Here is a 26,232-nt window from a genome sequence, read left to right as displayed (position 1 = left end):
GTGACGCCTAATAGCAAAAAGAGAAACAGAAGAAAAGTAGTCCGGGAATCCACACCATGTCATGCACTCCCTTCAACAAAATATGTAAGGCTAGTGGGGATTGCCACTGATTCAAAAGCCTATTTTCCATAGAATTAAAAGATAAATGAAAAAACAAAAAACCAGAAGGTTATATCCTTCCGGTTTTCATGTTCTACTCTTATTGATAGTACAAGTTCATTAGCTTCTTCTTTTTCCTTATTTCAATGGTGGATTATTATATGTACACACATCGATCAGGTAAATGGAACATACCCTTAATTCTGTTGCGGTTCATACTGCTTCCAGTTTACCGATTTTTCCAGCACTATGGATATCAATACTCCCATAATGAGCCCATTCGTTAAAAAGGGCCGTAAAAGCATGGGAACGCCCGCAAATGCGGTGGGCAAGATGTTCATCAAACTCACTCCGATCAATACGGGTACGGCAAGCCTAAATATCGTGTCCGAAGTAAAATGCTCATCCTTGACGCTATTGAAAGCCGTTCCAAACAGTTGAAGATAAGCAACAAACAATACAGCATTCCCGACGGTTATTGGCATGGTAGCAAGGAAAGAGATTAAAGGAGGAAGCAATCCAATTATGGTCAACAGCGTGCCTCCCAATAAAAACGGCCTTCGCTCATAGATTTGCGTACTTTGCAAAAATCCGATGGATGAGGTAAAAGGCGTGTATGGAACAAGGCCAAGTACCGGAGCGAAAATGGTAAAACCACCAGTCATAAATAAAGAATTTCGATACTGCTTGTGTTCAGCTTCATCACCGATTAATTCCGATGCGGCCTGAATGGAAGCGAACGTATTGCACAAATTCAGTAATCCTGCAAAAAAGGAAATCGCTATTATCCCGAATTCCAAGTTTGGAGCACCTAATGGGAAAAATGAAAAAGCGGCACCCGTAGTGCCCATTTCTCCCCCCGCATCCGGAAATAGCAGCGCGTAAAAAATCCATCCCACGATAATCCCGATCAATATGGAGAAATTGCTTATGGTCCTTGGGCCTTTTAGTTTTAATATACTTACTAATAAGACAATCCCCAATGATAGAAAACTGACCGGGATGTTAATTTCCCCATTCTCCGTAATTCCCAGCATCCCCTTAAAAAAAACGAAAATGAGCTGAAACGTCAGAAGGAATAAGTAAACGGTCATGACCATCGGGGTGAAAATCTTCTGGACGTAAGAAATCAGGTTGAAGGCAGAAATAATCAGGGTCACGATACCTGCTGCAATGAGGCCGGTAGCTATCCCCCCTCCTATTTCAGCATAACCGAGCCCTATCGATGGTGCAGATAATCCTAAGTTCAACATCACTCCCCACAATAAACCAGAGTGACCTTCCATAATTGGATACTTATGCCCTTTCCAACCTTGGATGACACAAGCGATCCCAGTGAATATAAGCGAGCTTCTCATGGTCATTTCCGTGACATTGGAAGGAAGATCAAATGCTGCTCCAATCGATATCGGCACTACTACCGTATTTGCAAAAATAAAAAACAACCATTGAAAAGAAGAAAATAGAGTCACAGATGATCCCCAGCTTTTCATAGTTTCCATCTCCTTTGAACATGATGCTTTTCAAGCTTATGGTGAATACAGGATTCCTTCCATCGCCTTCCCCTTAAGCGAAGGCGCAGGACAATACCCATGTTAATAAGACGCTTCCCCCTGATCATCATGCTAGCAATATTTTAATAGTAACCGCTATCATGCATGGAATCTATGGGAAGCAAGGAATTAAAGAATGATTGTTACCAGCCCTTTTTTGAATCGAATTCATTTTATCTCTTTAAAGTGTATAGGGCAATAACGATAATGACATGGGAGGGAAATCCTTAACCAATATAGCAAAAAATAAAAATGACTTCCCCAGCATATAACACAAATTAGTAAAAGTACAAGAGAACGGAAAATGATGAACAGCCAGCTTTCCAAGCCTTACATTGACCAAAACGAAAAAGGAAATCCGGAAGTATCCAGAGATCCTTTTGGGGTTAACCTTACAAGTCAATTGACTGCTTTTGTTTACTCAGTGAACCGGAAACGATGTTTCCCTTGTAAATGACCGCTTTACGCCCAGAACGCCTGGCAACTGCTTCAGCAGAACAGCTGGCGTCAATTAACACTAGGCTTGCAGCATCCCCCACCTTTGGCCATACCTGGTTACCATTTTCATCTAATGGGGTTTTTCCGCCAGTTATATGCCTTAGTGTTTGGGATAGGGAGACTTCATCAACCCATTTGAAACGTTCTGCCAGCCTGCCAGCTCTCTCTAAAATATCACCATTCCCGAGTGGTGACCATAAATCAAAGATATTATCATTACCTACAGATACCTCAACCCCTCTTTCATGTAATAAATCAACAGGGGGCATTTGTCTGTTAATCGGGACGCTGGTGACAATGGAAATCCCTGCATCCCTAAGAATGTCAGCCAGCTCATAGGCTTCTTCTTTGGATACATCTCCGATACCAAATGCATGGCTTACAGCTACCTTACCTTCCCAGCCTGCTTGCTTAGTTAGAGCTGCCAAACGTTTCATCGTGAACGTACCCAGGTGGCCAGGGTCATGTAAATGCAGGTCAACATCGGCATTCGCTTCCACTGCTAAATCCATCAATTGTACCAGGGATGCTTCAATATCGTTATCGATTGTGGCTGGATCAACTGCCCCTACGATTCCTGCTCCGTTTCGCAATGCCTCTCTGACAAGCTTTGTAGAATCAGACCGTAACAATCCGTGCTGTGCAAATGCGACTATCTCTGAACTTAGTCTATTAGAATAACCAGCAAGCGCCTGTTGTACTTGTTCTAAGTTTTGCAATCTCACTTCCGGGTAGATATCAACGTGAGTCCGTACATGAGTGGAGCCCGAAGCTAAAAGTATTTCCAGTAAAGATTCAGCACGTTTACGTGTGCTGCTTCCAATAGTAGGAAGCACCTTCTTCTCATTTTCAAAACGTTCAGTGACACTTGATGAAGGAGTGCACGCTCTCCATACATCTCCCATCAAGGTCTTGTCAAGATGTACATGCTTTTCAATGAATGAAGGAAGCACCAGCAATCCTTTTGCGTCTTCCCATGGTACATCGGTAGAAATGGGATCCCCATCTTTGACAATCTTCGTGATTCTTCCATTCTCTATTAATAGATGAAATAGCCCAGTTATTGTGCCTGTAACTCTTTCATTCTCTTTTTGGTAACCACATTCCAAACGTGCATTCTTTAACCAATAGATTGTATTCATGCCCTTCATCCCTTCTTGTAATAGACATTAAATTCTCAGTTCAAAGCAGTTTCACCGGCCAGTCCACCGTAAACCAAATTTCCATTGGCAATCACCGCTGCACGCCTAGATCTCCTGGCAACTGCCTCGGCAGAACATGAAGCATCCACTAATACAACACTTGCATCATCTCCGACATTCGGCCATAAACGGTTACCTTTACGGTCGAGTGTCTTAAGCCCGCCCGTAATGAATTGGAGAGATTGAGACAATGCATATTCATCCTTCCAGTTGTATCTCTCAGCTAACCGACCTGCCTTTTCCAGCATATCTCCTGTCCCGAATGGAGACCAGGAGTCATAAAAACCATCACATCCAAGCGCTACATGTACACCCTTTTCATGCAGTAAATCAATCGGGGGAATGATTCGGTTTATCGGAACAGTAGACATGATGGCCATCCCTAAATTTGATAAAAGGCTTGCCAGTTCATGGGACTCTTCAATAGAAACATCACCAAGTGCAAAAGCATGGCTGACAGCCACTCTGTTTTTCCACCCTGCTTCATCGATGAAAGAAGCCAGTTTCTTGATTGTATAAAATCCCAGATGACCCGGATCGTGTATATGAATATCAATATCTGCATCAAATTCAACAGCTAGATTCACCATTTCATATAGGGAAGCTTCTATATTATTATCCACTCCACCCGGATCCAAGCCACCCACTAAGGACGCCCCTTCTCTCATCGCTTGTCTCATTAACGCAGTTGAGTTCGTTCGGAGCAATCCGTGCTGCGGGAACGCCACGATCTCATGTGTCATTTTACCGTTGAAGCGATCTAGCGCTTTCTGAATTTCTTCCAAATTCTTCAAACCAATGTACGGGTCAATATTAACATGCGTCCTGACATGCGTTGCCCCGCCTTTTAACAAGAGTTGAAGCATCTGCTCAGCTCGGTGCTGTCCTGTTCGTGCAAGTTCAGCAAGCTCCGCCGCTTCTAATTTTAACCGCTCCATTAAATTTGCAACCGGTGTGCATGATTTCCAAGGCATTCCTAAATAGGTCTTGTCAAGATGGTTATGCATCTCTTTAAATGCAGGAAGTGCCAGTAGCTTGCCTGCGTCTTGAACGGGAAGATGAGTTTGCAAAGGAACATTAGCCAATTGAATTTCCTTTATGACTCCATCATTTATATACATATTATATAAGTCGGTCTTCGTTCTATCGATTCTCTCATTCTCAAAAACATATCCACTATCAAGTGTAACGTTAGTAAGCCAGTATGATTTATACATTACATCACTCTCTTTAATAGAAGATTAGACACCTGTCGTCTCAAATGATGAAATAGATCCGCTTACAACGTTGCCCCTGAAGATGACCGCGGCACGTTTTGACCTTCTAGCCACCGCTTCAGCTGAACAGCTTGCTTCAAGCAGAACGATATTCGCCTCATCCCCAACATTTGGCCATGTCTTGACTCCCTCTTGGTTTAATGGGGTCTTCCCTCCTGTTATGAATTGCAGGCTTTTAGCTAAAGAACGTTCGTCAATCATACGGAACCTCTCTGCAAGGCGACCGGCCTTTTCAAGATTATCTCCGATGCCAAACGGTGTCCAATGGTCAGTGATGCTGTCATTACCCAGTTCGACTTTTACCCCTTTTTCATGGAGCAAGGGTATCGGGATCGTTCTGAAGATAGGCACAGTGGATGTTATGGATATTCCTAATTCCGAAAACCTTTCAGCTATACTCGTTGCCTCCGGAACTGAAAGATCGGCCAAACCGCTGGCGTGGCTAACCGTTACCCTTCCTTGCCACCCTGCGTCTTCCGTCATGGATGCAAGACGCTGCATCGTAAAGAGGCCAAGCTGATCTGGATCATGTAGATGGACATCGATATCCGAATTCGATTCTACGGCAATGTCCATGATCGTTTCAAGAGATCGCTCTATATTTTCATCAATGGAGGCAGGGTCCACTCCACCTACAAGATTCGCCCCATACTTCATGGCCTCCCTGATTAGTCCTACGGAATTTGAACGCAATAGTCCATGCTGCGGGAATGCAACGATTTCATATGTCAATTTATCTTTATAACCTTCCAGCGCTTGTATAGTAGCCTCTAAATTTTTCAAGCCTATAACTGGATCTACATTACAATGGGTCCGTATATGAGTGGATCCGTAATCCAATAATAAATCCAGCATTTTTTCTGCTCTTTCTTTGGCAGTTGGCAATAATTCAGGAAGTAACGTCTGCTCTTCCTCTATCCGGGTCTTGACACCATTAATTGCAGGCATACAAGCCTTCCACGGACCACCATAGTACGTTTTATCAATATGAATATGCATTTCTTTAAACGAAGGGACCATCAGCAGGCCGCGCACATCATACTGTGGGTTTTGATCTGTTATAGATTCGTTTGCAGATATAATAGAAGAAATTTTTCCGTTTTCAATCCTAACGTGGTAATTTCCGGTTGCAGTACCAGTAATCGTTTCATTTTCATTATAAGTAAATCCATTTTCCAAGCGTACATTCGTTAACCAATACGATTGTGACATTAAACTCACCCTTCCACTCCAGATTGAACATGCCTCCATTTCATTATAATTGTAAAGGTTAACAATTAATTTCAGAATTTTTACTCGTTTTTAAGTTATTTTTACTTATTGTGCCAAAAAAAGGTTCACCCTAAATGGATGAACCCCTTCTTCTTATCTGATCATCACTTAATCGTTACTCCATTTATATCTAAATAGCCTGAAGGACTGATTGAAAACCCTTTCACTTCTTTCCCGACTGCGGCAACATTTTCAATGACCCTTACAGGAATATATGGAGTATCACCCATCTCGATTTCCTGGGCCTCTGCGTATAGCTCTTTTCGTTTTTCTTCCCCTTTTTCTTTTCTGGCGGCATCTATTAAATCGTCAACCTTTTGATTGCTGTAAAAGAATGTATTCCCGGCCGCCCCCTGTGAATTCGTATGGAAAAGATTATATTGATTATAGTCAGCATCTCCGGTCGCGTTTCTCCAGCTGATGATGAACATTTCCGATTGCCCTTTATTCACTTGTTCCACGAACGATCCGTACTCCATGACCTGTACCTTCAAATTGATTCCGATCCCTTTTAGTTGGGATTGAAGGACTTCTGCCAAGTTGACTCTTTCTTTACTGTCCATCGTTAGGATGGTCGCGTCCAAACCTTTTGAATAACCTGCTTCAGCCATCAATTTCTTCGCTTCTTTAAGATTGTAATCATAGGCTTTCAGATTAGCGTTGTACCCGAATACTTTAGAGCCCATTAAGGAGTTCGCCTTTACACCCACATTATTAAAGACACCTTTAATGATCGAATCCATTTCAATGGCATGGGCAATGGCTTTACGAACCCGTACATCATTGAACGGTTCATTATTGACATTGAACCCTAAATATTCGGTACCATAGCCTTCACTGCGGTAAACATCCATTGCCGCTGAGGATTCCACCTGGTCCATGACAGCGATGGGAAGAGGTTCCGCGATTTGCGCTTCACCCGTTTCTATCATCGATATCCTCGTTGAATCTTCTGGGACGACCTTGAAGATGACCTTATCCACTTTTGGTTCATTTCCCCAATAATTTTTGTTTTTTAACAATGTGATTTCTTGGCCCGGGGACCATGAGTCAAAAACGAAAGGTCCGGTTCCATTCGGTTCTTGGATAATCTTTTTGCCATACTTTTCAATGGTTTTCGGACTGATGATTCCGCCTTCATGATTCGCCAAGATGGATAGCAGTGGAGAAAAAGGTTCCTTCAGAATGAATTGCACGGTATATTCATCTATCGGTTTCACTTCTTTTACCATTTCGAATACCACCGCTCGGGGAGAGGCAACCTTCGGATCTAAAAGTCTATCAAACGTTTTTTTGACCGCATCTGCATTAAATGGTGTGCCATCATGAAACTTTACATCTTCCCGAAGCTTGAATTCCCAGGTCGTGTCATTTACTTGCTTCCATTTTTCTGCTAGCATAGGCTGTATTTCACTATTCTTATCTCGTTGTACAAGACCCTCATAAATTTTATGATGAGTGACACTAGCGGCATTAATCGTGGACATGAACTGCTGATCCAAATTCTCAGCATCTGATAAACGGGCAATGACCAAGGTCCCCCCTTCCTTAGATGCTTTGTTTTGGTCACTTGCTGTTGTGCTTACGTCCTTGTTAGAAGAACAGCCAGTAATTATGAAAACCATGAACATGACTAGAAAAAGCTTTCTTATCCCCTGTTTTAACCCCATGGATTTGGACCTCCCGATTTCATTTTTTGTCATTTATCTAATTATAAGAAATATTCTGACTATTAATTTTGAAAATCTTTACTATCTTTTTCAATTTCTTTACTTGTTTTTGGAAATGCATATTTACGCTTTTGCATGACTGATCGATTCTACGACCCTAAATGACGACTGGAACAATTCTTTCTCAGGAAGCTTTTGATAATCTCTTTCCATATATCCTCTTCTCATCCTATCAAAATACTTTTGTCCTTTATATTTGATCTCATTCAAATCAAGATTGGGGATCACTTGATCTTTCATGACTATTTTTCCGTTTATGATGGATAATTTAACGTCACTCCCAGATCCACTTACGAACATGGTCCGAATGGGATCATCGGTTACACCCATATGATAACTGTCCAAGTCCACCACAATGATATCTGCTTTTGCCCCTGCGGCAATGCGGCCAAGATCGTTCCTGCCAAGAAAAGCGGCGGCATCAAGAGTGACTGACCGAAAGAAATCGGCAAATGTAGAGCCTTCCACTTCCTTTTCCACGATTCGTGAGAGCATGCTGCCTGTCCTGATGTTCTGGAACATATCTGGAGGGAATGTATCCGTTCCAAGTGCTATATTGATCCCTGCCCTTTTATATTTAGCAAATGACTCTAATGCGGACCCATGCCGACCGATGATCAGCGGACAATGAATCACCGTAGTATTCGTTTCTTTTAGCAGCGCTAAGTCATCACCGTGTCCATATTTGGCTTCACTATATCCGGAAACAAAATGGGCATGAGGTATCCCTGTCCTTGGGCCAAGAAAATCCAGGTCATACAAATATTTAATGGGTGTGACACCAAAGGATTCCCATATGGTGTTGAATTCAAAGCTTCCCTGGGCAGCATGAAGCTTTATCGGCACATCCAATTTTTCACTGTAATATTTTGTCTGTTTTAAGATATCTGCCGTTTGGGACTCGATACGCTCTGGCGCAAGCATCCCTCTGACCATGCCTTCGTAGGCTCCATCGAATTTTTCTACAAACTCTACCGCTTTTTGTAATCCAGCTTCCCCAGCCTTTTCATCCCAATGCAGTTTTATCTTTCCGTCAGGCTGGACAACCCTCATTCCGGATTGGAAACTCGGGCCCAGGTAAATTCTTAACCCCAATCCAGCAGCTTGTTCTGCCGCAGATGCCAATTCATCATAGGTTTCAGCCCAGCTTTTATAAAATACGGAAGTAATGGGCATGGCAGTCGTTACGCCATGTAGAATGAGCTGTGAATAAGCATATAAAGATTTAAAGGATTCTTCTTCCGCTGTCATCCATTCCTGATGACCGCTTTTTATATAATTCTCTGACCAGAGAAGATTTTTCTGTCTGTTGGTACCAGCTTCAAAATGTAAAATATCATGGTCAATGTCGCCTAAAGCATTTAAATCAATGAACCCCGGACTAATAATAGCATTTCCGGCGTCCATCACCTCGTCCACTTCTTCGGCATAATTCTTTCCGACATACACAATCGTGTCCTTTTCATAAACGATCTCTGCATTTTCCAAAATGACATGATCGCACCCATCATACCCAATTACATATCTACCTTTAAGCTTGGTTTTCATCTCATTCCCCTTTCCACATTGTGACAGCGTGTTCTTTTTCGTCATATCTTTTTTCATCTACATAGGCCCTGGCGTGTCCCCAAAAGTATTTCGTCGGCTGCATATACTTTTCGAGCCCTGCCCGCTTTATCGTAGAAAAGGCCTCTTCATTGGCTTCGTTCAGCACTGTACTTTCATGAACCGTTCGTACATTCCTACCTTCCATGATCAATTTCCCGTCCACGATGACGTGCTCTACATCATTCGCCACTGCTTGAAATACAAGCCGATGAACGTGCATGAATTCAGGTGTCAGATGAGGCTGGTGCAAATTGACCGTGATGACATCCGCTTTCTTCCCGATTTCGAGGGAGCCGATTTCATCATCCCAGCCAATGCATTTCGCAGCATCTATCGTAATCATTTCCAAAAGCTTTCCTGGAGGTAAATAATAATAGTCCCTAAGTGCTGCTTGATGAACGAACTGTGTTTTCCTCATTGCCTGAAACATATCAAAACTTGTAGAAGGGGAAGTCCCATCCGTCGAGATTGCTACAGTTGCACCCATTTCCAATAATTCGGTTATCGGTGTTCGGGCATGAACCTGCCCAAAACCAGGTGATGCACTGACATTAGTACCTGTTTCCGCTAATATCCTTGCCTCATCGAAGGAAATACCACGACAATGCTGTAAATGGACATCTGGACCCAAAAGGGCATTTTCCTTATCCTGTATCGCTAAATGAATCATCCCGCCAAAAGCGTCGGAATGGATCCTTGTGTCATATTTCCTGGCAATTTCCCTTATTTTTTTCGCTTGATAAAGATCGTGATGACTTAACCCATAAAGCCTGTCAGGAGATGTGGGATTGGAAGGATCCACGGACGTAACGATGACAAATGGTGTAATGAAGGCTCTCGTGCGGTCTTCATTTGCATGATTCAGTGCTTCGATTACAGCTTCTGCCCCCTTCAATACTTCTTCATAGGAAACCTCCTTCACCACCCTTTTCCCGTCAACCCATCGGCTGAATGAATGGGGCCATGGGGGATTGCAAGGACCCGTGCAGACAATCTCCCGAACACCCACTTCGGCGTATGCTTTTGCGTGATTGATTGCAAAGATTGGATCATCGGATCGCGGCATGGAACCTAAAACACTTACTCCCGTTGTCACACCCGCCTTTAATCTCTCAAGAGAAGAGAGCTTTCCTTCGTAGTACCAAAAGTCATCTGTGACAAAATGTTTATACGTATTGGTCATGATGGGCATCCAAAAATCAATATTCTCCATCGCAATCGTTTTAAACATGGAATGTCCACCATGACCATGAACATCTATTAATCCTGGCAATATACATTGATGACTGCAATCAATCACTTTTTTTGCCTCATACTTCGATTTCAGTTTTTCTGTTGCATCTACATCTAAAATTCTTCCGTCGTTTATGGCGATGGCGCCATCTAAAAGTATCCGTCTGTTTTGATCCATGGTAATCACAGTCCCATGAATGAGCAGCAAATCAATCATATTTCCCCTCCTAATCGAGAAGACAGCATAACGGCCTTATGCTGTCTTCCCTCTTTTGATAAATTCTCTACTTCACCGTTATGTCGTCGAGCATTAAATAATTTGCCGGATTCAGCCAAAGTCCTTTAACCGTTTCTCCATAAACAGCCAGGTGTTCATAGTTGCGGATTGGAACATATGGCACTTCTTCTCTTTCAATCTCTTGTGCTTTCGAATATAGTTCCTTACGTTTATCGCCATCTGATTCCTTACGTGCGGTTTCAATCAATTTATCTACTTCAGGATTACTATAAAACGAGCTATTCCCGGCAGCACCTTGGGATTTGCTATCAAAAAGATTGTATTGATTATAATCTCCATCCCCCGTAGCATTGCCCCAACCGCCTATTGAAACCTGGTGCTCACCCTTGGCGGTCGCGTCAATATAAGCCCCATACTCAAGAACTTGGATTTTGACCTTAATTCCAATTCCTTTTAATTGTGACTGTATGACCTCTGCCATGTTTATCCTTTCCTTACGATCACTCGTCGTTAAGGTAATTTCCAAGCCATCCTTAATTCCTGCTTCCTTCAATAGCTTTTTTGATTCATTAATATCATAGTCGTATCCTTTAATATCTGGATCATAGCCAAAAACCTTCGGGCTCATTGTAGAATTCGCTCTCGTACCAACATCGTTATAAACGCCTTTAATGATGGAGTCCACCTCGATCGCATGCGCTACCGCTTTACGGACACGTACATCATCGAATGGCTTATTCTTAACATTAAAGCTTAAGTATTCAACGGCAAGTCCCTCTGTGCGATATAACCCCATCGTATCTGATGATTCAATTCTATCAATCTCAGTCACTGGTACTTGATCGGTCACATGTGCTTCACCCGTTTCAATCATCGCAATTCTCGTAGCATCTTCAGGGACAACCTTGAATACTACCCCATCAATCTTAGGTTTATCTCCCCAGTAGTCCTTATTTTTCGAAAGTTCAATCTCGTCTCCTGATTTCCACGATTTAAAAACAAATGGTCCTGTTCCCACAGGGTTTTGACCTAGTTTGTCACTATGTTCTGTAATGGCTTTTGGACTTAAAATACTGCCTTCATTACTTACTAATATGGACAAAAGAGGAGCATAAGGATATTTCAGCTTGAATTGTACGGTCGTATCATCAATTATCTTGATTTCTTTGATCATTTCCAATTTACCCGCCTGTGGCGAAGATGTTTTTGGATCTAGTATTCTGTCAAAATTAGTTTTTACCGCTTCAGCATTGAATGGTGCTCCATCATGGAATTTCACTCCCTCACGCAGTTTAAACTCCCATGTTACATCATCGAGCTGTTTCCACTCTTTTGCGAGCAGGGGTTGTGGTTTCATGTTTTTGTCAGGAACAACCAATGTTTCATAGACCTTTTCATATACAACATTCGCTGAAGGAATGTCGGTAATGAAGTGTGGGTCCAGCGTAGTCGCATCAGACAGTCGGGCTACGACCAATGTCCCCCCTTCTTTCGCTTCCCTCTCTTGTTCCTTGCTGCCGGTTTGATCTGATGTACATCCAGATAAAACCGATGAGATACCTATTAATGATGCAAATAGTAATCCAACCATACCTTTTCTCATTATTTTTCCTCCCTTTCATACTTCCCTATGTTTTTCAATTACCATTTAACGATAAGTACATCGGGCTTAATCAAATTATAAGAAAAAACAATAGTTTATATTTTCAGAATCTTTACTCATTTTTTTATTATCTTTACTGCTTTTGGCCATCATATTTACTTCGATACTTTTTTTGAATAAATTTAATGAAAGAAAAGGAGGAAGTGCCATGAAGCCAGAGGTCGTTATCAATAATACCAATTTGAATGTAAACAAAAAAAAATCTTCAAGACTGCAACGATGGACAGCCTTTTATAAAAAGTTCAAGCGAAATAAATTGGCATTGATAGGAGGATACATTGTACTCTTTTATATTTTACTAGCCATTTTTGCCCCTCTCATTTCACCACAGGATCCCTATGAAATTGATTTAGTCAATAAACTCCAGCCTCCCACAGCCGACCATTGGATGGGAACGGATGATAAGGGACGGGATATATTAAGCAGATTATTATATGGAACCCGTCTTTCATTAACGGTGGGATTTGTCTCGGTATTCTTCGGGGCGCTCATCGGCATAATCTTAGGATTAATAGCAGGCTACTATGGAAAATGGATTGATACCGTCATCATGAGGATCGTGGATGTCCTGCTTGCTTTCCCAGGAATATTGCTTGCCCTTGCCATCATCAGTGCTCTAGGGCCAAGTTTAATAAACGTAATGGTAGCAGTTGGTGTCTTTTCCATTCCTATGTTTGCACGAATTGTACGGGGTTCCACACTTTCAGTCAGGAGGCTTGAATATATCGATGCCATTCGCGCATTAGGAGCAACTGACTTCACGATCATTTCCAAACACATTTTTCCTAATATTCTTTCACCTGTCATCGTTCAAGCTACATTGCGCCTGGCTACTGCCATTCTATCTGCAGCCGGCTTGTCTTTCCTGGGGCTCGGAGCCCAGCCTCCTTCTCCAGAATGGGGAGCGATGTTAAGCAGCGGACGGGATTATTTATTCAGCGCCCCCCACATCGCTTTATTTCCGGGAATCGCCATTTCAACACTTGTACTCGGATTCAATGTCTTCGGGGATGGACTTAGAGATGCCCTTGACCCAAGAATGAAAAAATAAGGAGGAGAGAATATGTTTGTATTCATTGTCCGGAGAATATTGCAAACCATACCGGTATTACTTGGAGTAAGTCTTGTCGTTTTTCTCATCATGCAGATGGTTCCCGGAGACCCGGCAACCCTGCTTGCAGGTGAAGGGGCGACTAAAGAAACGATTGAAATGATTCGGCATCAGCTTGGCTTGGACCGCCCAATCCTCTATCAGTACTTTGACTATGTGATCCATGCTGTACAAGGGGATTTTGGTGAATCTCTTCGCAGCAGCCGCCCTGTATTGGACGAGATTTTGGTCCGCTTGCCCATCACACTTGAACTCGCACTGGCAAGTATTTTCATAACCGTCGTCCTTGGAATGGTGGCCGGAATCATCTCGGCGACCAAGCAATACTCAGCATCGGACATTTCCATCATGATCGTTGCGTTATTAGGAATCTCATTACCTAGTTTTTGGTTAGGTCTGATGCTTATCTACTTTTTTTCCGTTAATCTTCAATGGTTTCCTGTTTCAGGCTGGGGAACGTTTAAACACATGATTCTTCCCGCCATAACCCTAGGGGCGGGTGGTGCTGCAATTGTTGCCAGAATGACCAGGTCAAGCATGCTCGAAGTCGTTCGCCAGGATTATATTCGAACAGCAAAAGCCAAGGGATTAAAAGAACATGTCATCATTTATAAGCACGGTCTAAAAAATGCGCTCATCCCTGTCATTACAGTCGTTGGTCTTCAGTTCGGTGCCCTCCTCGGCGGCACCGTGTTAACAGAGTCCGTATTTGCCATCAATGGACTTGGCAGATTAATCGTTGATGCCATTAGAACGAGAGATTTACCGATGGTTCAGGGGGGCGTCCTTATTGCATCCGTAATCTTTGTATTTATGAATTTAGCTGTAGATGTCCTCTATCGATACTTTAACAAGCGGATAGACTTAAATTAAGGAGGTACTAAGATGAAACAGTTTGATGAAAAAATACTGGAAGTTAAAAATTTGCAGACTTACTTTTTTACGGATGAAGGGACGAGTAAAGCAGTTAATGGAATCAGCTTCACCCTTAACAAAGGGGAAACGCTTGGGATTGTAGGGGAATCAGGAAGTGGTAAAAGTATAACGTCCCTATCACTATTACGGCTAATTCAATCCCCTCCCGGAAAAATCACAGGTGGCAGCATCCTTTTTAAAGGGGAGGACCTGCTTACAAAGACTGAAAAACAGATGCGGTCCATACGCGGCAATGAGATTTCGATGATTTTTCAGGAGCCCATGACATCATTGAATCCCGTTTATTCAGCGGGTGAGCAAATTGCAGAGGCCATCCGGCTCCATCAAAAGCTGGGAAAGAAAGAAGCTTGGAACAAAGCGGTCGACATGCTTCGGCTTGTCGGAATCCCCTCACCTGAAAAAAGGGCCAAACAGGAGCCACATGAGCTAAGCGGCGGGATGAGGCAAAGGGTCATGATTGCTATGGCGCTAGCCTGCCACCCTGAGGTATTAATAGCGGATGAACCTACAACTGCGCTAGATGTGACGATTCAAGCCCAAATTTTAGAGTTAATAAAAACGCTGCAAAAGGATTTCGGTACGGCTGTCATCTTGATCACTCATGATTTAGGGGTCGTATATGAAACATGTGATCGAGTAGCGGTCATGTATGCCGGAAAAATCGTTGAATACACACTGGCAAAAGAGATCTTCACAAATCCTAAACATCCTTACACCATTGGTTTATTAAACTCCCTTCCACGTCTCGACATGGATCAGGAAGAGCTGACCACCATACCTGGGACAGTTCCGAGCCCGTACAATATGCCCAAAGGCTGCAGCTTTGCACCCCGTTGTGCACATGCGAAGAGAATTTGTGAACAGGCTGTGCCGGATCTCCAATCCACCGGCCCAAGTACCCAGGTCAGCTGTTGGATGTTTACCCCCCAATGGGAGCAAGATCATGACGTTCAAGAGAAAGTAGGGGTTTAATGATGGGAGTATCAGTTGAAGAAAAAAAGGTTCTGCTTAAAGTAGATCAATTAAAACAATATTTCCCAATCAAGGGTGGGTTTTTCGGAAGAACCATTAATCATGTAAAAGCTGTTGACGACATTACCTTCCATATTTATCAAGGGGAAACCTTGAGTATAGTCGGGGAATCCGGCTGTGGTAAATCGACAACCGGACGTGCCATTCTTCGATTGGACGAACCTACGGGTGGGAGTATACACTTTCAGGAAAAGGATCTACTTAGTTTGGGTAAAAAGGAAATGAGAAAGACACGGAAGGATTTGCAAGTTATTTTCCAGGACCCATTTGCCTCCCTTAATCCTAGACAGACAATAGGACAAATTCTCGGAGAAGCCTTAGCCATACAAAATGTAGTGCCTAAAGAAAACCGAAAATCCAGGATTGAAGAATTATTGGGCCATGTCGGCTTGAGACCAGAATCCATGGAAAGATACCCGCATGAGTTCAGCGGCGGCCAAAGGCAACGGATCGGTATTGCGCGGGCACTCGCTGTAGATCCAAAATTGATCATATGTGATGAAGCCGTATCAGCGCTTGATGTCTCCATTCAAGCGCAGGTGCTGAATTTATTAAAATCTTTACAGCGAAAATTCGATCTAACCTTCCTTTTCATTTCACATGATTTAGGCGTGGTCAGACATATTTCCGATCGTGTAATGGTCATGTATCTTGGAAAAATAGTCGAGATTGCTGACAAAAAGTCCATTTTCGAACAGCCGCAGCATCCATATACACGGGCATTGCTATCTGCTATCCCAGTACCGAATCCCGTGCAGGAAAGAGAACGAATTCTATTGACGGGTGATGTCCCCTCACCTATCGATCCTCCAAACGGCTGTCGCTTTCATACACGGTGCCCTTTTGTGATGGATATCTGTAAAACACAGGTACCCGAATTGAAACGATCCGCACAAAATCATCAAGTGGCTTGTCACATTGTTTCATAAGTTGTAGATTTCCCGAGGAGTCTTTAGTAAGATACTAATAAACAGAATAATTCAAGTTATATAAAAACAAAATAATCAGAGGTTATCCATGCTTAGTTACGAGGGATTCACGTTAATTATCATGCTCTTCATTTTAGCTCCTATCATGGGAGCTATTGCTCTTTTATTTCTATTCATCTTTGAAAAGAGGATCGATCTTCTTGAAAATAAAAACAAAGAGATACGCCTGGAACAAGCACTGCAGGAAGCGCAATATAATAAATTGAACCAGCAAATCCAGCCTCACTTTTTATTTAATACACTAAACGTCATATTAGGCTTGGCCCGCCTCAACAGGACGGCAGAATTGATCCGTGCCTTGGAGGCATTTTCCCAATTCTTGAAATTCAAGTATAAAGCATCTGAACCATTGATTCCCCTTTCCCAGGAAATTCAGTATACTCAGCATTATCTCGACATCCAAAGTCTTCGCTTTGGTGATCGCCTTAAGATTGATATGGTGTGCCCCGACCAATTATCAATCGCACTGGTACCCCCTTTCATTCTCCAGACTTTAGTGGAGAATTCATTTAAGCACGGGTTAGAAAAAAAAGTGGGGGAAGCCCTTTTGCATATCCGCTTCCATCAGAATTCGCAGACGGTATATTTGGAAGTGAAGGATAATGGGTTAATGGGAAATACCACTACCTTTACAGACGAAGGCGGCCATGGACTGGACAATATCCAAAAACGTTTATATTTGTATTTCAGTGACCGTGCACAATTAAATATATCTTCCAATGAATCGGGAACAATGGTTAAGGTATCATGGCCACTGGTTTATGATAAGAAAGTTGAGGAGGCAAACCAAGAATGAATGTATTATTAGTTGATGACGAACCATTAGTCCTTGAACAAATGGAATATATGATTCAGTCCATCTACCCTTTTTGGAAGTTTCACAAAGCAGCAGATGCTGTTCAGGCTCTTACACTCAACCAAAACTATAAAATTAACCTCGCTTTCTTGGATATTAATCTACCTGGACGATCCGGTCTTGAATTTGGTGAAGATCTGAGGGCGTTGAACAAAGATGTGGAAATCATTATGGTAACCGCGCATCAAAGCTTCGATTACGCCCAGCAATCGATAAGGATCGGTGTCGTTGATTATTTAACGAAGCCTGTCATTGAAAGTGATTTGCGTAAAGTGCTTTCTAGGTATAATGAAAGGGAGTCTTCTCATCATTATTCAAGCTTGATTCATCATTCGCTTTCATTTATTCACGAAAATTATGCTGAAAAAATCTCCCTTTCGGACATCGCTCGGGAAGTGCATACGAACCCAACTTATTTAAGCAGGAAATTCCATGAAGAGGTCGGCACTTCCTTTTCGGAATATTTAATGCAATATAGAATTAAAGCCGCAAAAAGGGCCTTGACCAATAACACTAGTTGGAGCATCTCTGACGTCGCTGAAAATTCGGGTTTCAATAGTCAGCATTATTTCAGCACTTTATTCCGTAAAATAGAGGGAATCACACCCAAGGAGTTCCGCGAGAAAGGAAAATGACATTGCTTCCACGTACATTTCAAGAATACGTACAAGGCCCCATTCAAATTGGTATGGGCTTAGGGATCATCTCCCTCCTGGCACGTTGGGTGACAGGGACAACGATATTATCCTCACCAGAATCGATGGTGAAGTATGGAGTTTTCGGAGGAATTGGCTATGCGCTAATGGGAGCGATCGCCCTGTTCATGTTCAGTTTCATCGGGAAGAGGGTTCGGCAGGATTTTCCCGTGGGATTGACTATGGGGGACTATTTAAAAACCAGGCTTCATCCTTTGGGATATTGGATCTTGATGTTGATACTGGTCATGACCAGCTTACACATATTATTCATTCAAGGAATGGCCGCATCCACCCTATGTCAGTTTCTTTTCGATACGCCGCTATATGTCGGGCTTTTCTTTTTCTTCGGTTTTTGTGTTCTCTATGCTGGCTTCGGCGGGTTAAAACTCATTCATGGTCTTGCAGCTTTTCAAGTCGTCTTCATGTTTGCCGCCGTTATCTTAATTCCTTTATACTTTTTCATCAAGGAAGGGATAGAACCTGTTTATGAAGGGATTCGTTTATACCATCCCTATATGCTCGTAATCAATAAGTATGATCTGTGGAGTTTTCTTTTTGCAGGGCTTCTTGTAGGGTTCGGCCAGTTTTTCTTTGACCTGACATCATGGCAGCGTTTATTCATGATAGAACTGAAAAAGGTTCCCTTAACCTTTTCATTAACTGGCGTTATATGGCTCATATTCCCGCTCTCCTTTTCATCCCTGTTCATCATGGTTATCTTTACTGGCGGCTTCACTGATATACACTCGATTTTAGCTGGTTTGGCAAACAAGATAACGACACCATTCTTTTTCATTCTTTTTGTACTCTGTGCTTTCAGTGCAATCACCTCAACTTTCGGTGCCTGCCTGCATTCATTAGTAAGCTTACTTGTAGCCAATCTTATAGAACCCTTCCAAACCCAAAAAAGCGACCAGCAAAAGATTAGGATGGCCTATCTTCTTTCCATCTGTATCGGAGGATTGGTTTTCATTGCTACCCTTTTCTATTCCCCAAACCTATTAGAGCTTTTATTTTATTCTGGCAATATATACTCAGCATTACTGGCTCCCATTCTGGTGATAGTATTCAGCAAAGGGAAAGTCGCTGATTTCATACCGATAAGTGCCGTCTTGGCCATTGTGGCGTCATACATCCTCCAGCCTTATGTAAGTGAATTTCAAAGCATATGGTTTAGTGGATTGACTTCACTTACCATCATCGTGATTTGTACTATTATTGCCTTCATCAAGAACAAATGGGCTATTCGTAATAGTTAAATCCTTTTCCCGATTTTACCTTTGTAATCTATTGAATGATTATAACGAAACAAAAAAGTTGCCGACGTCAAGTCGGCAACTTTTTGTTTTAAAAGGCGAATCACCCAATTAGGGAGCACCTCATCCTGTAAAACTATTTTTTAGTAAAATTCACCTTATTCAAACCAGAAATATTAATACGATCTCCTGATTTTAGTGTGGTTGTTACGCTTGTTACTGAATAATCATCACGTTCATTTGAAAGGATTTCATTTACAAGTAAACGTTGTCCCCTGTATATAAATAAATTCCCGGATGAACTCGAAGTCGTAATTCTATATTTTCCGGCCGCTATATCTTTACCGACTGTCCAGTATCCAGCATGCAGTGTATTCGATTTAACATTGGAGACTTTAGTAAACTGTACACTGTCCAGTCCAGAAATTTCAATACTATCCCCCGTTTTTATATCCGTTGTAACGACTGTCACACCAAAACCATCATCTTCACTTGATAGAATCTCATTTACATACCGATCGTAGTCATTCATACTGATGAATAAATTACCACTGCCGGATTTCGTAGTGATTTTATAACGGCCTGCCGGTAAATCTTTGCCTGCCTTCCATTTTCCCGCACTTAAACTTTTACTATAAGGTACATGAATCGTGGTGGTACTTGATTTACCATTTATAGTCGTAGCTGTAATCTTGGCCGTCCCTACACCTACTGCTGACACCTTTCCTTTACTATCCACTTTCGCTATTTTCGTATTGGAAGATTTCCACTTCACTGCTTTATTCGTTGTATTACTTGGGCTTACTGTTGCAGATAAAGTTAAGCTTTTACCTTTATTTATAGTAGCGGAAGTCTTGTTCAGCTTAACTGATTTTGCCATGATTGGAGCTGTAACGGTTACTTTTACCTTAACATCCTTTGCACCTTTAACGGTTGCCGTAACAGTGGTCGTTCCTTTTGCTTTGCCAGTTACTTTCCCTTTGCTATCCACTGTTGCTATTTTTGTAGAAGCAGATTTCCACTTCACTGTCTTATCTGTACTATCAGAAGGTGAAACGGATGCACTCAATGTTCCTGTTTTGCCTGCTGTAATCGATAAACTGGTTTTATTTACTTTCACTGTTTTAGCGGAAACTTTTACTGCTACTGTTTTCATCACTTTCGTATTATCTTTTGCAGTCGCCGTAATGGTAGCCGATCCGTTGGCAATTCCTTTAATGTTGCCTTTTGAATCTACTTTTGCCACTTTTTCATTTGAGCTTTTCCATAAAATCGTTTTATTCGATGCATCTGAGGGAGCTACCGTGGCAGTAACTTTTATAGTTTGATTATTAGTGAGATTTAATGTTGATTTACTTAACTTCAAACTAGTTGGTACAATATTCGTCACTGTAACTTGAATGCTTTTTTTTATGGATGCATCACCTTTTGCTGTTGCAGTGATGGTCGTACTTCCAGCTTTAAGTGCTTTTACATAGCCTTTCCCATCCACTGTCGCAATTTCCGGATGACTGGTTGTCCAGCTAACGCTTTTATTAACAGCAGTAGAAGGGTTTATCGTAGCCTTTAACTGTGTGGTTCTGTTTACAATTAAGGACAAACTGGAATTACTTAACGTGATACTTTTGGGAACGAGGATTTTTTCTTTAAAACTCATCGTGCCGATTAACGATGAGATGTACACTTTATCCCCTTCTGAAACCGTGTATTCAATAGGCTCATCATAATATAGGCTGAAGGAATCCTTTTCATTATATTGGTTATCCAACATGGTTATATATGCCGTATCATAGTCGTCCTTCGGGTGATCAATGGCTAACGAATATGTTCCTGCGGGAATATCCGTGCCTACCTCATAATAACCAGCGGATATATTTTTCAAATCCATTTTCGAGATCTGCTGTACCTCTATATCAGACCCACTATCATAGGGATTGACATCAATTTGGTCTCCCTCTTTTAAACTTACCGTAAATTGTTTAGACGAGTATCCATCATCACTAAGCGTTTCATAAATGATATCGTTATCTCCTCGACTGATGGAAATGTTTGCTGTACCTTCAGGGATACTGAATTTAGTTAATCCTGCGGATATCTCCTTCCCTGCTGTATATGTCCCATCACTTAACTTAAGACTACTTGTAGCTTGAACCGTCTTACTGCCTAACCCAATCGATAGTGAAAGTATCATCATGATAATCACTTTTAAAAATACGTTCCTCTTCATAGGTAAACCATCTTCCTTTTTCAATTTTTTTAAGCATATTCTTGCTAATAAGTATATCGACAGCAAATATCATATTTTTATTATGCAATAGATTAATGGAATTGTATGGATATTTTTATTTTTTTTGATTTTTTGATATTCGGAAGTGATCGCTGAAAAGATTAATAGAGGTACTTGAATTGTATATTTTGCGGTAAGCCTTGCTTTAAAGGGTTAAGAGTCTTGATCTATAATGATCAGGACTCAAGAATGAAGACTTTAGACGAAATCGATATAACTGATTTTTCCTAGAGTTTGTTTTTAGGGTTTGTATATTTTCGAACGTTGATTTCCGCTCCAGGTACTCGCTTTCCGCGGGCGGTCCGCCCTCGTCGCTCTTTGCGCCTGTGGGGTCTCCCTTGGACGCGTATTCCCGCAGGAGTTTCGCACACCCGTTCCAATCAACTTTGTTTTAAATGGAACCGTGCCTACAAACTGTCTTGATCTATAAAGATTAATCTATTAATTTGCATATAAACTCCCATCCAGACCTGCGGAGCCAAATATACCAAAACTTAGCTTTCCACCTTTTTGAAATACCGATAAACCTTTTCTAATTTTTGGGTTTGTTTCCCCTTCGGACTTTCCATATTACCGAATTCAAAAAACTTCACTTTTTTGATTCCGACAAAATTGAATAACGCTCTTTTCATCAATATTTTATGCGCATCATTCAACCAGAGAAGCGGATACTTTGCAGGTCCCTTCATCGTTGACACACATACGACCGACTTTCCTTTTAAAAGACCTTCCGGTAACAGTCCCGACTTATCCTTGTAGGCAAAATTCGAAGCAAATAATTGATCAATGTACCCCATCAGCATTGCGGGAGGCCGCCCCCACCAGATTGGATAGACAAAGACAATCTTGTCAGCCCAAGTAATTTGATTTCTATATTTTTCAAGATGAGGATCACGATGCATATCACGCCTTCGCTTATGCTCATTGAAAACCAAAAGTGGATTAAAGCCCTCATCATATAAATCCAAAACCTGCAGCCCCTTTATTTTAGGGTTCTCTTTACTTCCTTTGATGACTTTTTCTAGAAAGGCATAACTCAAACTCTTGTGATTGGGATATGTGTAAATGATCAGCATGTTCATGACGTTCCCCCTATTTAATTATCATTTGATAACCATAATATATTCTTTTCGCATTTTGTTGTCAAATGATAATTGTGTTTTGATAATATTTTTGATATCTTCTCAGTAAGAGGTGAAAGTTATGGACAAAAAAGCTCTTTTTGATAAATGGGTGGCATTTACAACTTCCGTTCATCAAGTGACTCACGAATTAACACAAAACGCGAAATCTGATTCCATTACGCCAGTTCAATATAACATTCTTGAATACATTACAGTCAGTCAGCCTGTCACACCAAGTGAAATCAGTGATTGTCAGCATATATCCATGCCTAACACGAGCCGTGAACTAAAAAAATTAAGCGAAAAGAATTTAATTGAAAAAGTAAGTGATTCGGAAGATAGACGAAAGCAATACATCCATCTCTCTAAAGAGGGGGAAATGATGATGAACGAGGCCTTTGCAATCGTGGAATCCCGTTTCCAAAGCCGACTGCAGCATGCTTCGAAGGAAGATTTAGCGGATATTGAGCGCGCAATGGATATTCTTCAAACAAAACTATTTTACTGATGGACCTGAATACGAAAATGGCTCCCCCGACCGAAGTTGACAACAAATCACCTTCAATCGAGGGAGCTCCTTTATTATCTCCAAACACTAGCGGGTTTTTAATTCAAACTCCATTTCATCCTCATTCGCGCTTAATGAGAAGAATGTTCTAGAATCCTTCTTTTGTAATTCAGCCTCACACTAGTTGACTTCTCTAATCCTATACTCAGGTACCGCAAAAGGTCCGGTAAGGTTTTGTTGACGCGGGAAGTGTGGAGTACTCAGCTTGTTCTTCGGAGTGTGCATAAGGGTTCGAAAGGGCATCCAAAAGCTTTTCCATCACGCTGTAGTCCCCTTTTTTCTCGGCTGCCTCGAGTGCTTCTTCCACCCGGTGGTTCCGTGGGATCACCGCAGGATTGCTGTTTTTCATCAACTGAGTCGAGGATGCTTTCGATTCCTGCTCCCTGCCTAGTCTCGCCTGCCAGAGCTCATACCATTGAACGAATTCCGGTGCCCCAAAAAGGACCGAATCCTCCATCGTATCAAAGGTTAAAGCTCGGAAAGTATTAGTATAATCAGCACCATGCTTCTTCATCATAGTGAGAAGTCCATTAATTAAGGCTTCATCCTGTGTTTCTTCGTTAAATAGCCCCAATTTCGCTCTCATTCCCGCTAGCCAATTAGAGTGGTATATCTCATTAAACTCAGAAATCTTATCCTGTGCCAGTTTGACGGCCTGCTCCTGATCATCGTGCAGCAGTGGCAATAGGGATTCGGCGAATCGCGCAAGATTCCACCCTCCAATAAGCGGCTGATTGCCATAGGCATAACGGCCTTGTTGATCAATGGAGCTGAATACCGTTTCCAGATCATAGGCATCCATGAAGGCACAAGGGCCATAATCGATGGTTTCCCCACTAATTGTCATGTTGTCGGTGTTCATCACCCCATGAATGAAGCCGACCAGCTGCCATTGGGCAATAAGCTTGGCCTGACGAGTGATCACTTCCTGAAATAGTGAAAGATAGCGATTTTCATCTGCTTCAACGTCTGGATAATGGCGCTTTATTGTATAGTCGGCAAGGGTCCTGAGTTCTTCGACCGTGCCCCATTTTGCAGCGAATTGAAAGGTTCCGACGCGCAGATGACTGGCAGCCACACGGGTCATGATGGCCCCGGGCAGCCTGGTTTCGCGGATTATCGTTTCACCTGTTGTCACCACTGCCAGACTTCGGGTGGTAGGAATGCCTAGTCCATGCATCGCTTCGCTGATGATGTATTCTCGCAGCATCGGTCCAAGTGCAGCCCGTCCATCACCACCGCGGGAGTATGGCGTTCTTCCTGGACCCTTCAGCTGAATATCAACCCTCTCACCTTCAGGCAAGATTTGCTCGCCAAGCAGCACTGCCCGTCCGTCACCCAACATGTTAAAATGCCCGAATTGATGCCCCGCATAAGCTTGAGCAAGTGGCAAAGCACCTTCGGGAATCTCGTTTCCGGCAAACACCGCTACGCCATCCTCGCTTTCCAACGTCGAAACGTCCAAACCAAGGGATTCTGCCAACCGTTCATTGAGAATGACCAACTCCGGTGAGCTTACAGGAGTCGGGTTCGTGCTGGTGAAAAACTTTTCCGGAAGACGGGCATAACTATTGTCTAAATTCCATCCTGTTTCATTACTCTTAGTCATAGCTTCTCCTTTTCTTCTTTTGTCTTTTTGTATAATGTTCGTTCTCTCATCATTCAGTTAATACACACGATAAAACTCAGTTGCAGTCCATTTTAATGTCTACTTCTGCCAATTAATTATACCGTTTCTACATAAAAATGGCTCTTTTTAAGTCATGTATCACAGTTGATAAAATTTCTATTTTTTATACCATCATTTTGTAATACGGTTAACCATAATATTTAAAGGTGCAAATTAAGTAGAGAGAACTATGATACTCCATTAAAAACACTGAAGTATTTTCTACTTGATTTAATGTAGATTTCTCCATGAATGCCGCCTTTAGCTCCTAAAATTAAAGGCTTTGTTCAAGATTAGTGTTGATTTTTTGAACAAATAAAAAGAGACCACCTAATAAGTAACGGGTTCCCTTTTGAGGTGCAAACATTGCAAATCACATTATATTTTTTGTCACTAATATCCATGCAATTCTCAATGGAATTCTCTGAGTAAATAACATCAATAAACGCAAAGAAGGGATAGCTTAATGGCTATCCCTTAATTACTCTAACGACTCCCGTTAAATAAAATTTGTTGTCTGTTTTTATTGAGTGTCTTCGTCGCTTTTGTACTCCAAAATATCACCTGGCTGACAATCCAAATTCTCACATATCGCTTCTAATGTTGAAAAACGAACCGCTTTTGCTTTCCCATTTTTCAGAATGGAAATATTCGCCACAGTAATTCCAACCCTCTCAGAAAGCTCCGTTACGCTCATTTTTCGTTTTGCTAACATCACATCAATATTAATAATAATTGCCATATCCTCCACCTCAGACCGTCAAATCATTTTCTGATTTTATGTTAATCGCTTCTTGTAGAAGCCGTTGGAGGATAGCAGCAAAAACGGCGATAACCAACGAAGCAAAAATGATGATGAGTCCTATTAATCCAATAGGAGGGTCAACTTTCTTCGCAATAAAACGAAAGAGTGGCAAACCTAATACATACAAACCACTGATTGTAATTGCACAACACTTTATGTTCTTTAACGCCTTTACAGATAATTCCGAGAACGCTGTGTTCTCGTCAATATACCGTAAAAGATTGAAAGCCTGATAGAGAGCAAAGTAAAAAGGCACAGCCGCTCCATACATCACGATGAAAACGAGATATTTCATTGGGGCAATATTCGGATACATTTTTGCTGCGAAATTCGCCATATGGGGCACTAAAAATATACATAAAGCAAGCACTGCAATTCCAGCCAGAAAAATAATTACCTTTAAGAAAGTGGTTGAGCCTCGTTTAACATTCATTTAAAACACCTCACTTATTTAATGACAACATGATTTTAGCATATCATTTATCGTTTAACAATAAATTCGTATTGTTTTTTATTATATTATTATTG

21 protein-coding genes are annotated in these 26,232 nt (G+C 41.7%); 8 read left to right on the top strand and 13 right to left on the bottom strand.

Translation table 11 applies throughout. The features are described 5' to 3' along the window. Nucleotides 1–296: 296 nt before the first annotated feature. The 8 genes from ACFWE9_RS08375 to ACFWE9_RS08340 form a co-directional block, all read right to left on the bottom strand. On the bottom strand, nt 297–1,592 hold the full coding sequence (locus ACFWE9_RS08375; RefSeq protein WP_377356412.1) for a uracil/xanthine transporter: 1,296 nt from the start codon (nt 1,590–1,592) through the stop codon (nt 297–299). 452 nt (nt 1,593–2,044) lie between these two features. Further along, on the bottom strand, nt 2,045–3,292 hold the full coding sequence (locus ACFWE9_RS08370; protein ID WP_230160743.1) for an amidohydrolase: 1,248 nt from the start codon (nt 3,290–3,292) through the stop codon (nt 2,045–2,047). Between the two features lie 35 nt (nt 3,293–3,327). Next, the gene (locus tag ACFWE9_RS08365; protein WP_377356410.1) at nt 3,328–4,569 is read right to left on the bottom strand and encodes an amidohydrolase; all 1,242 of its coding nucleotides are present in this window, start codon (nt 4,567–4,569) and stop codon (nt 3,328–3,330) included. 24 nt (nt 4,570–4,593) lie between these two features. Beyond that, nucleotides 4,594–5,841: an amidohydrolase family protein gene (locus ACFWE9_RS08360; RefSeq protein WP_230160747.1), complete on the bottom strand. Its 1,248-nt coding sequence runs from the start codon at nt 5,839–5,841 to the stop codon at nt 4,594–4,596. 164 nt (nt 5,842–6,005) lie between these two features. Then, nucleotides 6,006–7,571: a glutathione ABC transporter substrate-binding protein gene (locus ACFWE9_RS08355; RefSeq protein WP_230160749.1), complete on the bottom strand. Its 1,566-nt coding sequence runs from the start codon at nt 7,569–7,571 to the stop codon at nt 6,006–6,008. A 123-nt stretch (nt 7,572–7,694) separates the two neighbouring features. Beyond that, the gene (locus ACFWE9_RS08350) at nt 7,695–9,179 is read right to left on the bottom strand and encodes an amidohydrolase family protein (protein ID WP_230160751.1); all 1,485 of its coding nucleotides are present in this window, start codon (nt 9,177–9,179) and stop codon (nt 7,695–7,697) included. Nucleotide 9,180: 1 nt separating this feature from the next. Next, complete coding sequence (locus ACFWE9_RS08345) at nt 9,181–10,689, bottom strand: amidohydrolase family protein (protein WP_377356408.1); 1,509 nt, start codon at nt 10,687–10,689, stop codon at nt 9,181–9,183. Nucleotides 10,690–10,756: 67 nt separating this feature from the next. After that, nucleotides 10,757–12,313 carry a glutathione ABC transporter substrate-binding protein gene (locus ACFWE9_RS08340; RefSeq protein ID WP_230160755.1) on the bottom strand — a complete coding sequence of 519 codons (1,557 nt, stop codon included), beginning with the start codon at nt 12,311–12,313 and terminating at the stop codon, nt 10,757–10,759. Between the two features lie 208 nt (nt 12,314–12,521). On the opposite strand from ACFWE9_RS08340, the gene nikC reads away from it, so the two are divergent. The 7 genes from nikC to ACFWE9_RS08305 all read left to right on the top strand — a co-directional run bounded on the left by nikC (nt 12,522) and on the right by ACFWE9_RS08305 (nt 19,254). Beyond that, nucleotides 12,522–13,424, top strand: a complete 903-nt coding sequence (nikC, locus tag ACFWE9_RS08335; protein WP_377356406.1) for a nickel transporter permease — start codon at nt 12,522–12,524, stop codon at nt 13,422–13,424. Nucleotides 13,425–13,436: 12 nt separating this feature from the next. After that, nucleotides 13,437–14,357: a nickel ABC transporter permease gene (gene nikB, locus ACFWE9_RS08330; protein ID WP_230160759.1), complete on the top strand. Its 921-nt coding sequence runs from the start codon at nt 13,437–13,439 to the stop codon at nt 14,355–14,357. 12 nt (nt 14,358–14,369) lie between these two features. Next, the gene (locus tag ACFWE9_RS08325) at nt 14,370–15,392 is read left to right on the top strand and encodes an ABC transporter ATP-binding protein (protein ID WP_230160760.1); all 1,023 of its coding nucleotides are present in this window, start codon (nt 14,370–14,372) and stop codon (nt 15,390–15,392) included. Nucleotides 15,393–15,394: 2 nt separating this feature from the next. Continuing rightward, on the top strand, nt 15,395–16,381 hold the full coding sequence (locus ACFWE9_RS08320; RefSeq protein ID WP_230160762.1) for an ABC transporter ATP-binding protein: 987 nt from the start codon (nt 15,395–15,397) through the stop codon (nt 16,379–16,381). 88 nt (nt 16,382–16,469) lie between these two features. Beyond that, complete coding sequence (locus tag ACFWE9_RS08315) at nt 16,470–17,237, top strand: sensor histidine kinase (RefSeq protein ID WP_377356403.1); 768 nt, start codon at nt 16,470–16,472, stop codon at nt 17,235–17,237. Further along, entirely contained in the window at nt 17,234–17,932 is a 699-nt protein-coding gene (locus ACFWE9_RS08310) for a response regulator transcription factor (RefSeq protein WP_377356401.1), read from the top strand. Before ACFWE9_RS08315 ends, ACFWE9_RS08310 begins: the two co-directional genes overlap by 4 nt. Next, the gene (locus ACFWE9_RS08305) at nt 17,929–19,254 is read left to right on the top strand and encodes a transporter (protein ID WP_377356400.1); all 1,326 of its coding nucleotides are present in this window, start codon (nt 17,929–17,931) and stop codon (nt 19,252–19,254) included. The genes ACFWE9_RS08310 and ACFWE9_RS08305 overlap by 4 nt, the downstream gene beginning before the upstream one ends. Nucleotides 19,255–19,387: 133 nt before the next feature. Here the strand turns inward: ACFWE9_RS08305 and ACFWE9_RS08300 are convergent, their stop codons facing one another. Both ACFWE9_RS08300 and ACFWE9_RS08295 read right to left on the bottom strand, forming a co-directional pair. Then, the gene (locus ACFWE9_RS08300; RefSeq protein WP_377356398.1) at nt 19,388–21,478 is read right to left on the bottom strand and encodes an Ig-like domain-containing protein; all 2,091 of its coding nucleotides are present in this window, start codon (nt 21,476–21,478) and stop codon (nt 19,388–19,390) included. Nucleotides 21,479–22,032: 554 nt separating this feature from the next. Continuing rightward, nucleotides 22,033–22,620 (bottom strand): NAD(P)H-dependent oxidoreductase, encoded by a 588-nt coding sequence (locus ACFWE9_RS08295; RefSeq protein WP_230160773.1) that lies wholly within the window; start codon nt 22,618–22,620, stop codon nt 22,033–22,035. 121 nt (nt 22,621–22,741) lie between these two features. Between ACFWE9_RS08295 and ACFWE9_RS08290 the strand changes: the two genes are divergently transcribed. Continuing rightward, complete coding sequence (locus tag ACFWE9_RS08290) at nt 22,742–23,170, top strand: MarR family winged helix-turn-helix transcriptional regulator (RefSeq protein ID WP_230160775.1); 429 nt, start codon at nt 22,742–22,744, stop codon at nt 23,168–23,170. 205 nt (nt 23,171–23,375) lie between these two features. On the opposite strand, the gene ACFWE9_RS08285 is transcribed toward ACFWE9_RS08290, so the two are convergent. The 3 genes from ACFWE9_RS08285 to ACFWE9_RS08275 all read right to left on the bottom strand — a co-directional run bounded on the left by ACFWE9_RS08285 (nt 23,376) and on the right by ACFWE9_RS08275 (nt 26,137). After that, nucleotides 23,376–24,839, bottom strand: coding sequence for a protein adenylyltransferase SelO (locus ACFWE9_RS08285; RefSeq protein ID WP_230160778.1), 1,464 nt, complete (start codon nt 24,837–24,839; stop codon nt 23,376–23,378). A 583-nt stretch (nt 24,840–25,422) separates the two neighbouring features. After that, a complete protein-coding gene (locus tag ACFWE9_RS08280) occupies nt 25,423–25,641 on the bottom strand; it encodes a helix-turn-helix domain-containing protein (protein WP_377356395.1) in 219 nt (72 codons plus the stop codon). 10 nt (nt 25,642–25,651) lie between these two features. Then, nucleotides 25,652–26,137: a DUF2975 domain-containing protein gene (locus tag ACFWE9_RS08275; RefSeq protein WP_230160781.1), complete on the bottom strand. Its 486-nt coding sequence runs from the start codon at nt 26,135–26,137 to the stop codon at nt 25,652–25,654. Nucleotides 26,138–26,232: the final 95 nt, after the last annotated feature.

Origin of the sequence: Peribacillus sp. NPDC060253, assembly GCF_042727425.1 — a bacterium.
Taxonomy (GTDB): Bacteria; Bacillota; Bacilli; order Bacillales; family DSM-1321; genus Peribacillus.
Note: the sequence above shows the minus strand (reverse complement) of the source record. Positions and strands in the feature narration are given on the sequence as shown.

What these genes read in the sequence shown, in the direction of transcription:
- ACFWE9_RS08375 (WP_377356412.1), bottom strand. Translation starts at nt 1,592, where the DNA reads ATGAAAAGCTGGGGATCATCTGTGACTCTATTTTCTTCTTTTCAATGG.
- ACFWE9_RS08370 (WP_230160743.1), bottom strand. Translation starts at nt 3,292, where the DNA reads ATGAATACAATCTATTGGTTAAAGAATGCACGTTTGGAATGTGGTTAC.
- ACFWE9_RS08365 (WP_377356410.1), bottom strand. Translation starts at nt 4,569, where the DNA reads ATGTATAAATCATACTGGCTTACTAACGTTACACTTGATAGTGGATAT.
- ACFWE9_RS08360 (WP_230160747.1), bottom strand. Translation starts at nt 5,841, where the DNA reads ATGTCACAATCGTATTGGTTAACGAATGTACGCTTGGAAAATGGATTT.
- ACFWE9_RS08355 (WP_230160749.1), bottom strand. Translation starts at nt 7,571, where the DNA reads ATGGGGTTAAAACAGGGGATAAGAAAGCTTTTTCTAGTCATGTTCATG.
- ACFWE9_RS08350 (WP_230160751.1), bottom strand. Translation starts at nt 9,179, where the DNA reads ATGAAAACCAAGCTTAAAGGTAGATATGTAATTGGGTATGATGGGTGC.
- ACFWE9_RS08345 (WP_377356408.1), bottom strand. Translation starts at nt 10,689, where the DNA reads ATGATTGATTTGCTGCTCATTCATGGGACTGTGATTACCATGGATCAA.
- ACFWE9_RS08340 (WP_230160755.1), bottom strand. Translation starts at nt 12,313, where the DNA reads ATGAGAAAAGGTATGGTTGGATTACTATTTGCATCATTAATAGGTATC.
- nikC (WP_377356406.1), top strand. Translation starts at nt 12,522, where the DNA reads ATGAAGCCAGAGGTCGTTATCAATAATACCAATTTGAATGTAAACAAA.
- nikB (WP_230160759.1), top strand. Translation starts at nt 13,437, where the DNA reads ATGTTTGTATTCATTGTCCGGAGAATATTGCAAACCATACCGGTATTA.
- ACFWE9_RS08325 (WP_230160760.1), top strand. Translation starts at nt 14,370, where the DNA reads ATGAAACAGTTTGATGAAAAAATACTGGAAGTTAAAAATTTGCAGACT.
- ACFWE9_RS08320 (WP_230160762.1), top strand. Translation starts at nt 15,395, where the DNA reads ATGGGAGTATCAGTTGAAGAAAAAAAGGTTCTGCTTAAAGTAGATCAA.
- ACFWE9_RS08315 (WP_377356403.1), top strand. Translation starts at nt 16,470, where the DNA reads ATGCTTAGTTACGAGGGATTCACGTTAATTATCATGCTCTTCATTTTA.
- ACFWE9_RS08310 (WP_377356401.1), top strand. Translation starts at nt 17,234, where the DNA reads ATGAATGTATTATTAGTTGATGACGAACCATTAGTCCTTGAACAAATG.
- ACFWE9_RS08305 (WP_377356400.1), top strand. Translation starts at nt 17,929, where the DNA reads ATGACATTGCTTCCACGTACATTTCAAGAATACGTACAAGGCCCCATT.
- ACFWE9_RS08300 (WP_377356398.1), bottom strand. Translation starts at nt 21,478, where the DNA reads ATGAAGAGGAACGTATTTTTAAAAGTGATTATCATGATGATACTTTCA.
- ACFWE9_RS08295 (WP_230160773.1), bottom strand. Translation starts at nt 22,620, where the DNA reads ATGAACATGCTGATCATTTACACATATCCCAATCACAAGAGTTTGAGT.
- ACFWE9_RS08290 (WP_230160775.1), top strand. Translation starts at nt 22,742, where the DNA reads ATGGACAAAAAAGCTCTTTTTGATAAATGGGTGGCATTTACAACTTCC.
- ACFWE9_RS08285 (WP_230160778.1), bottom strand. Translation starts at nt 24,839, where the DNA reads ATGACTAAGAGTAATGAAACAGGATGGAATTTAGACAATAGTTATGCC.
- ACFWE9_RS08280 (WP_377356395.1), bottom strand. Translation starts at nt 25,641, where the DNA reads ATGGCAATTATTATTAATATTGATGTGATGTTAGCAAAACGAAAAATG.
- ACFWE9_RS08275 (WP_230160781.1), bottom strand. Translation starts at nt 26,137, where the DNA reads ATGAATGTTAAACGAGGCTCAACCACTTTCTTAAAGGTAATTATTTTT.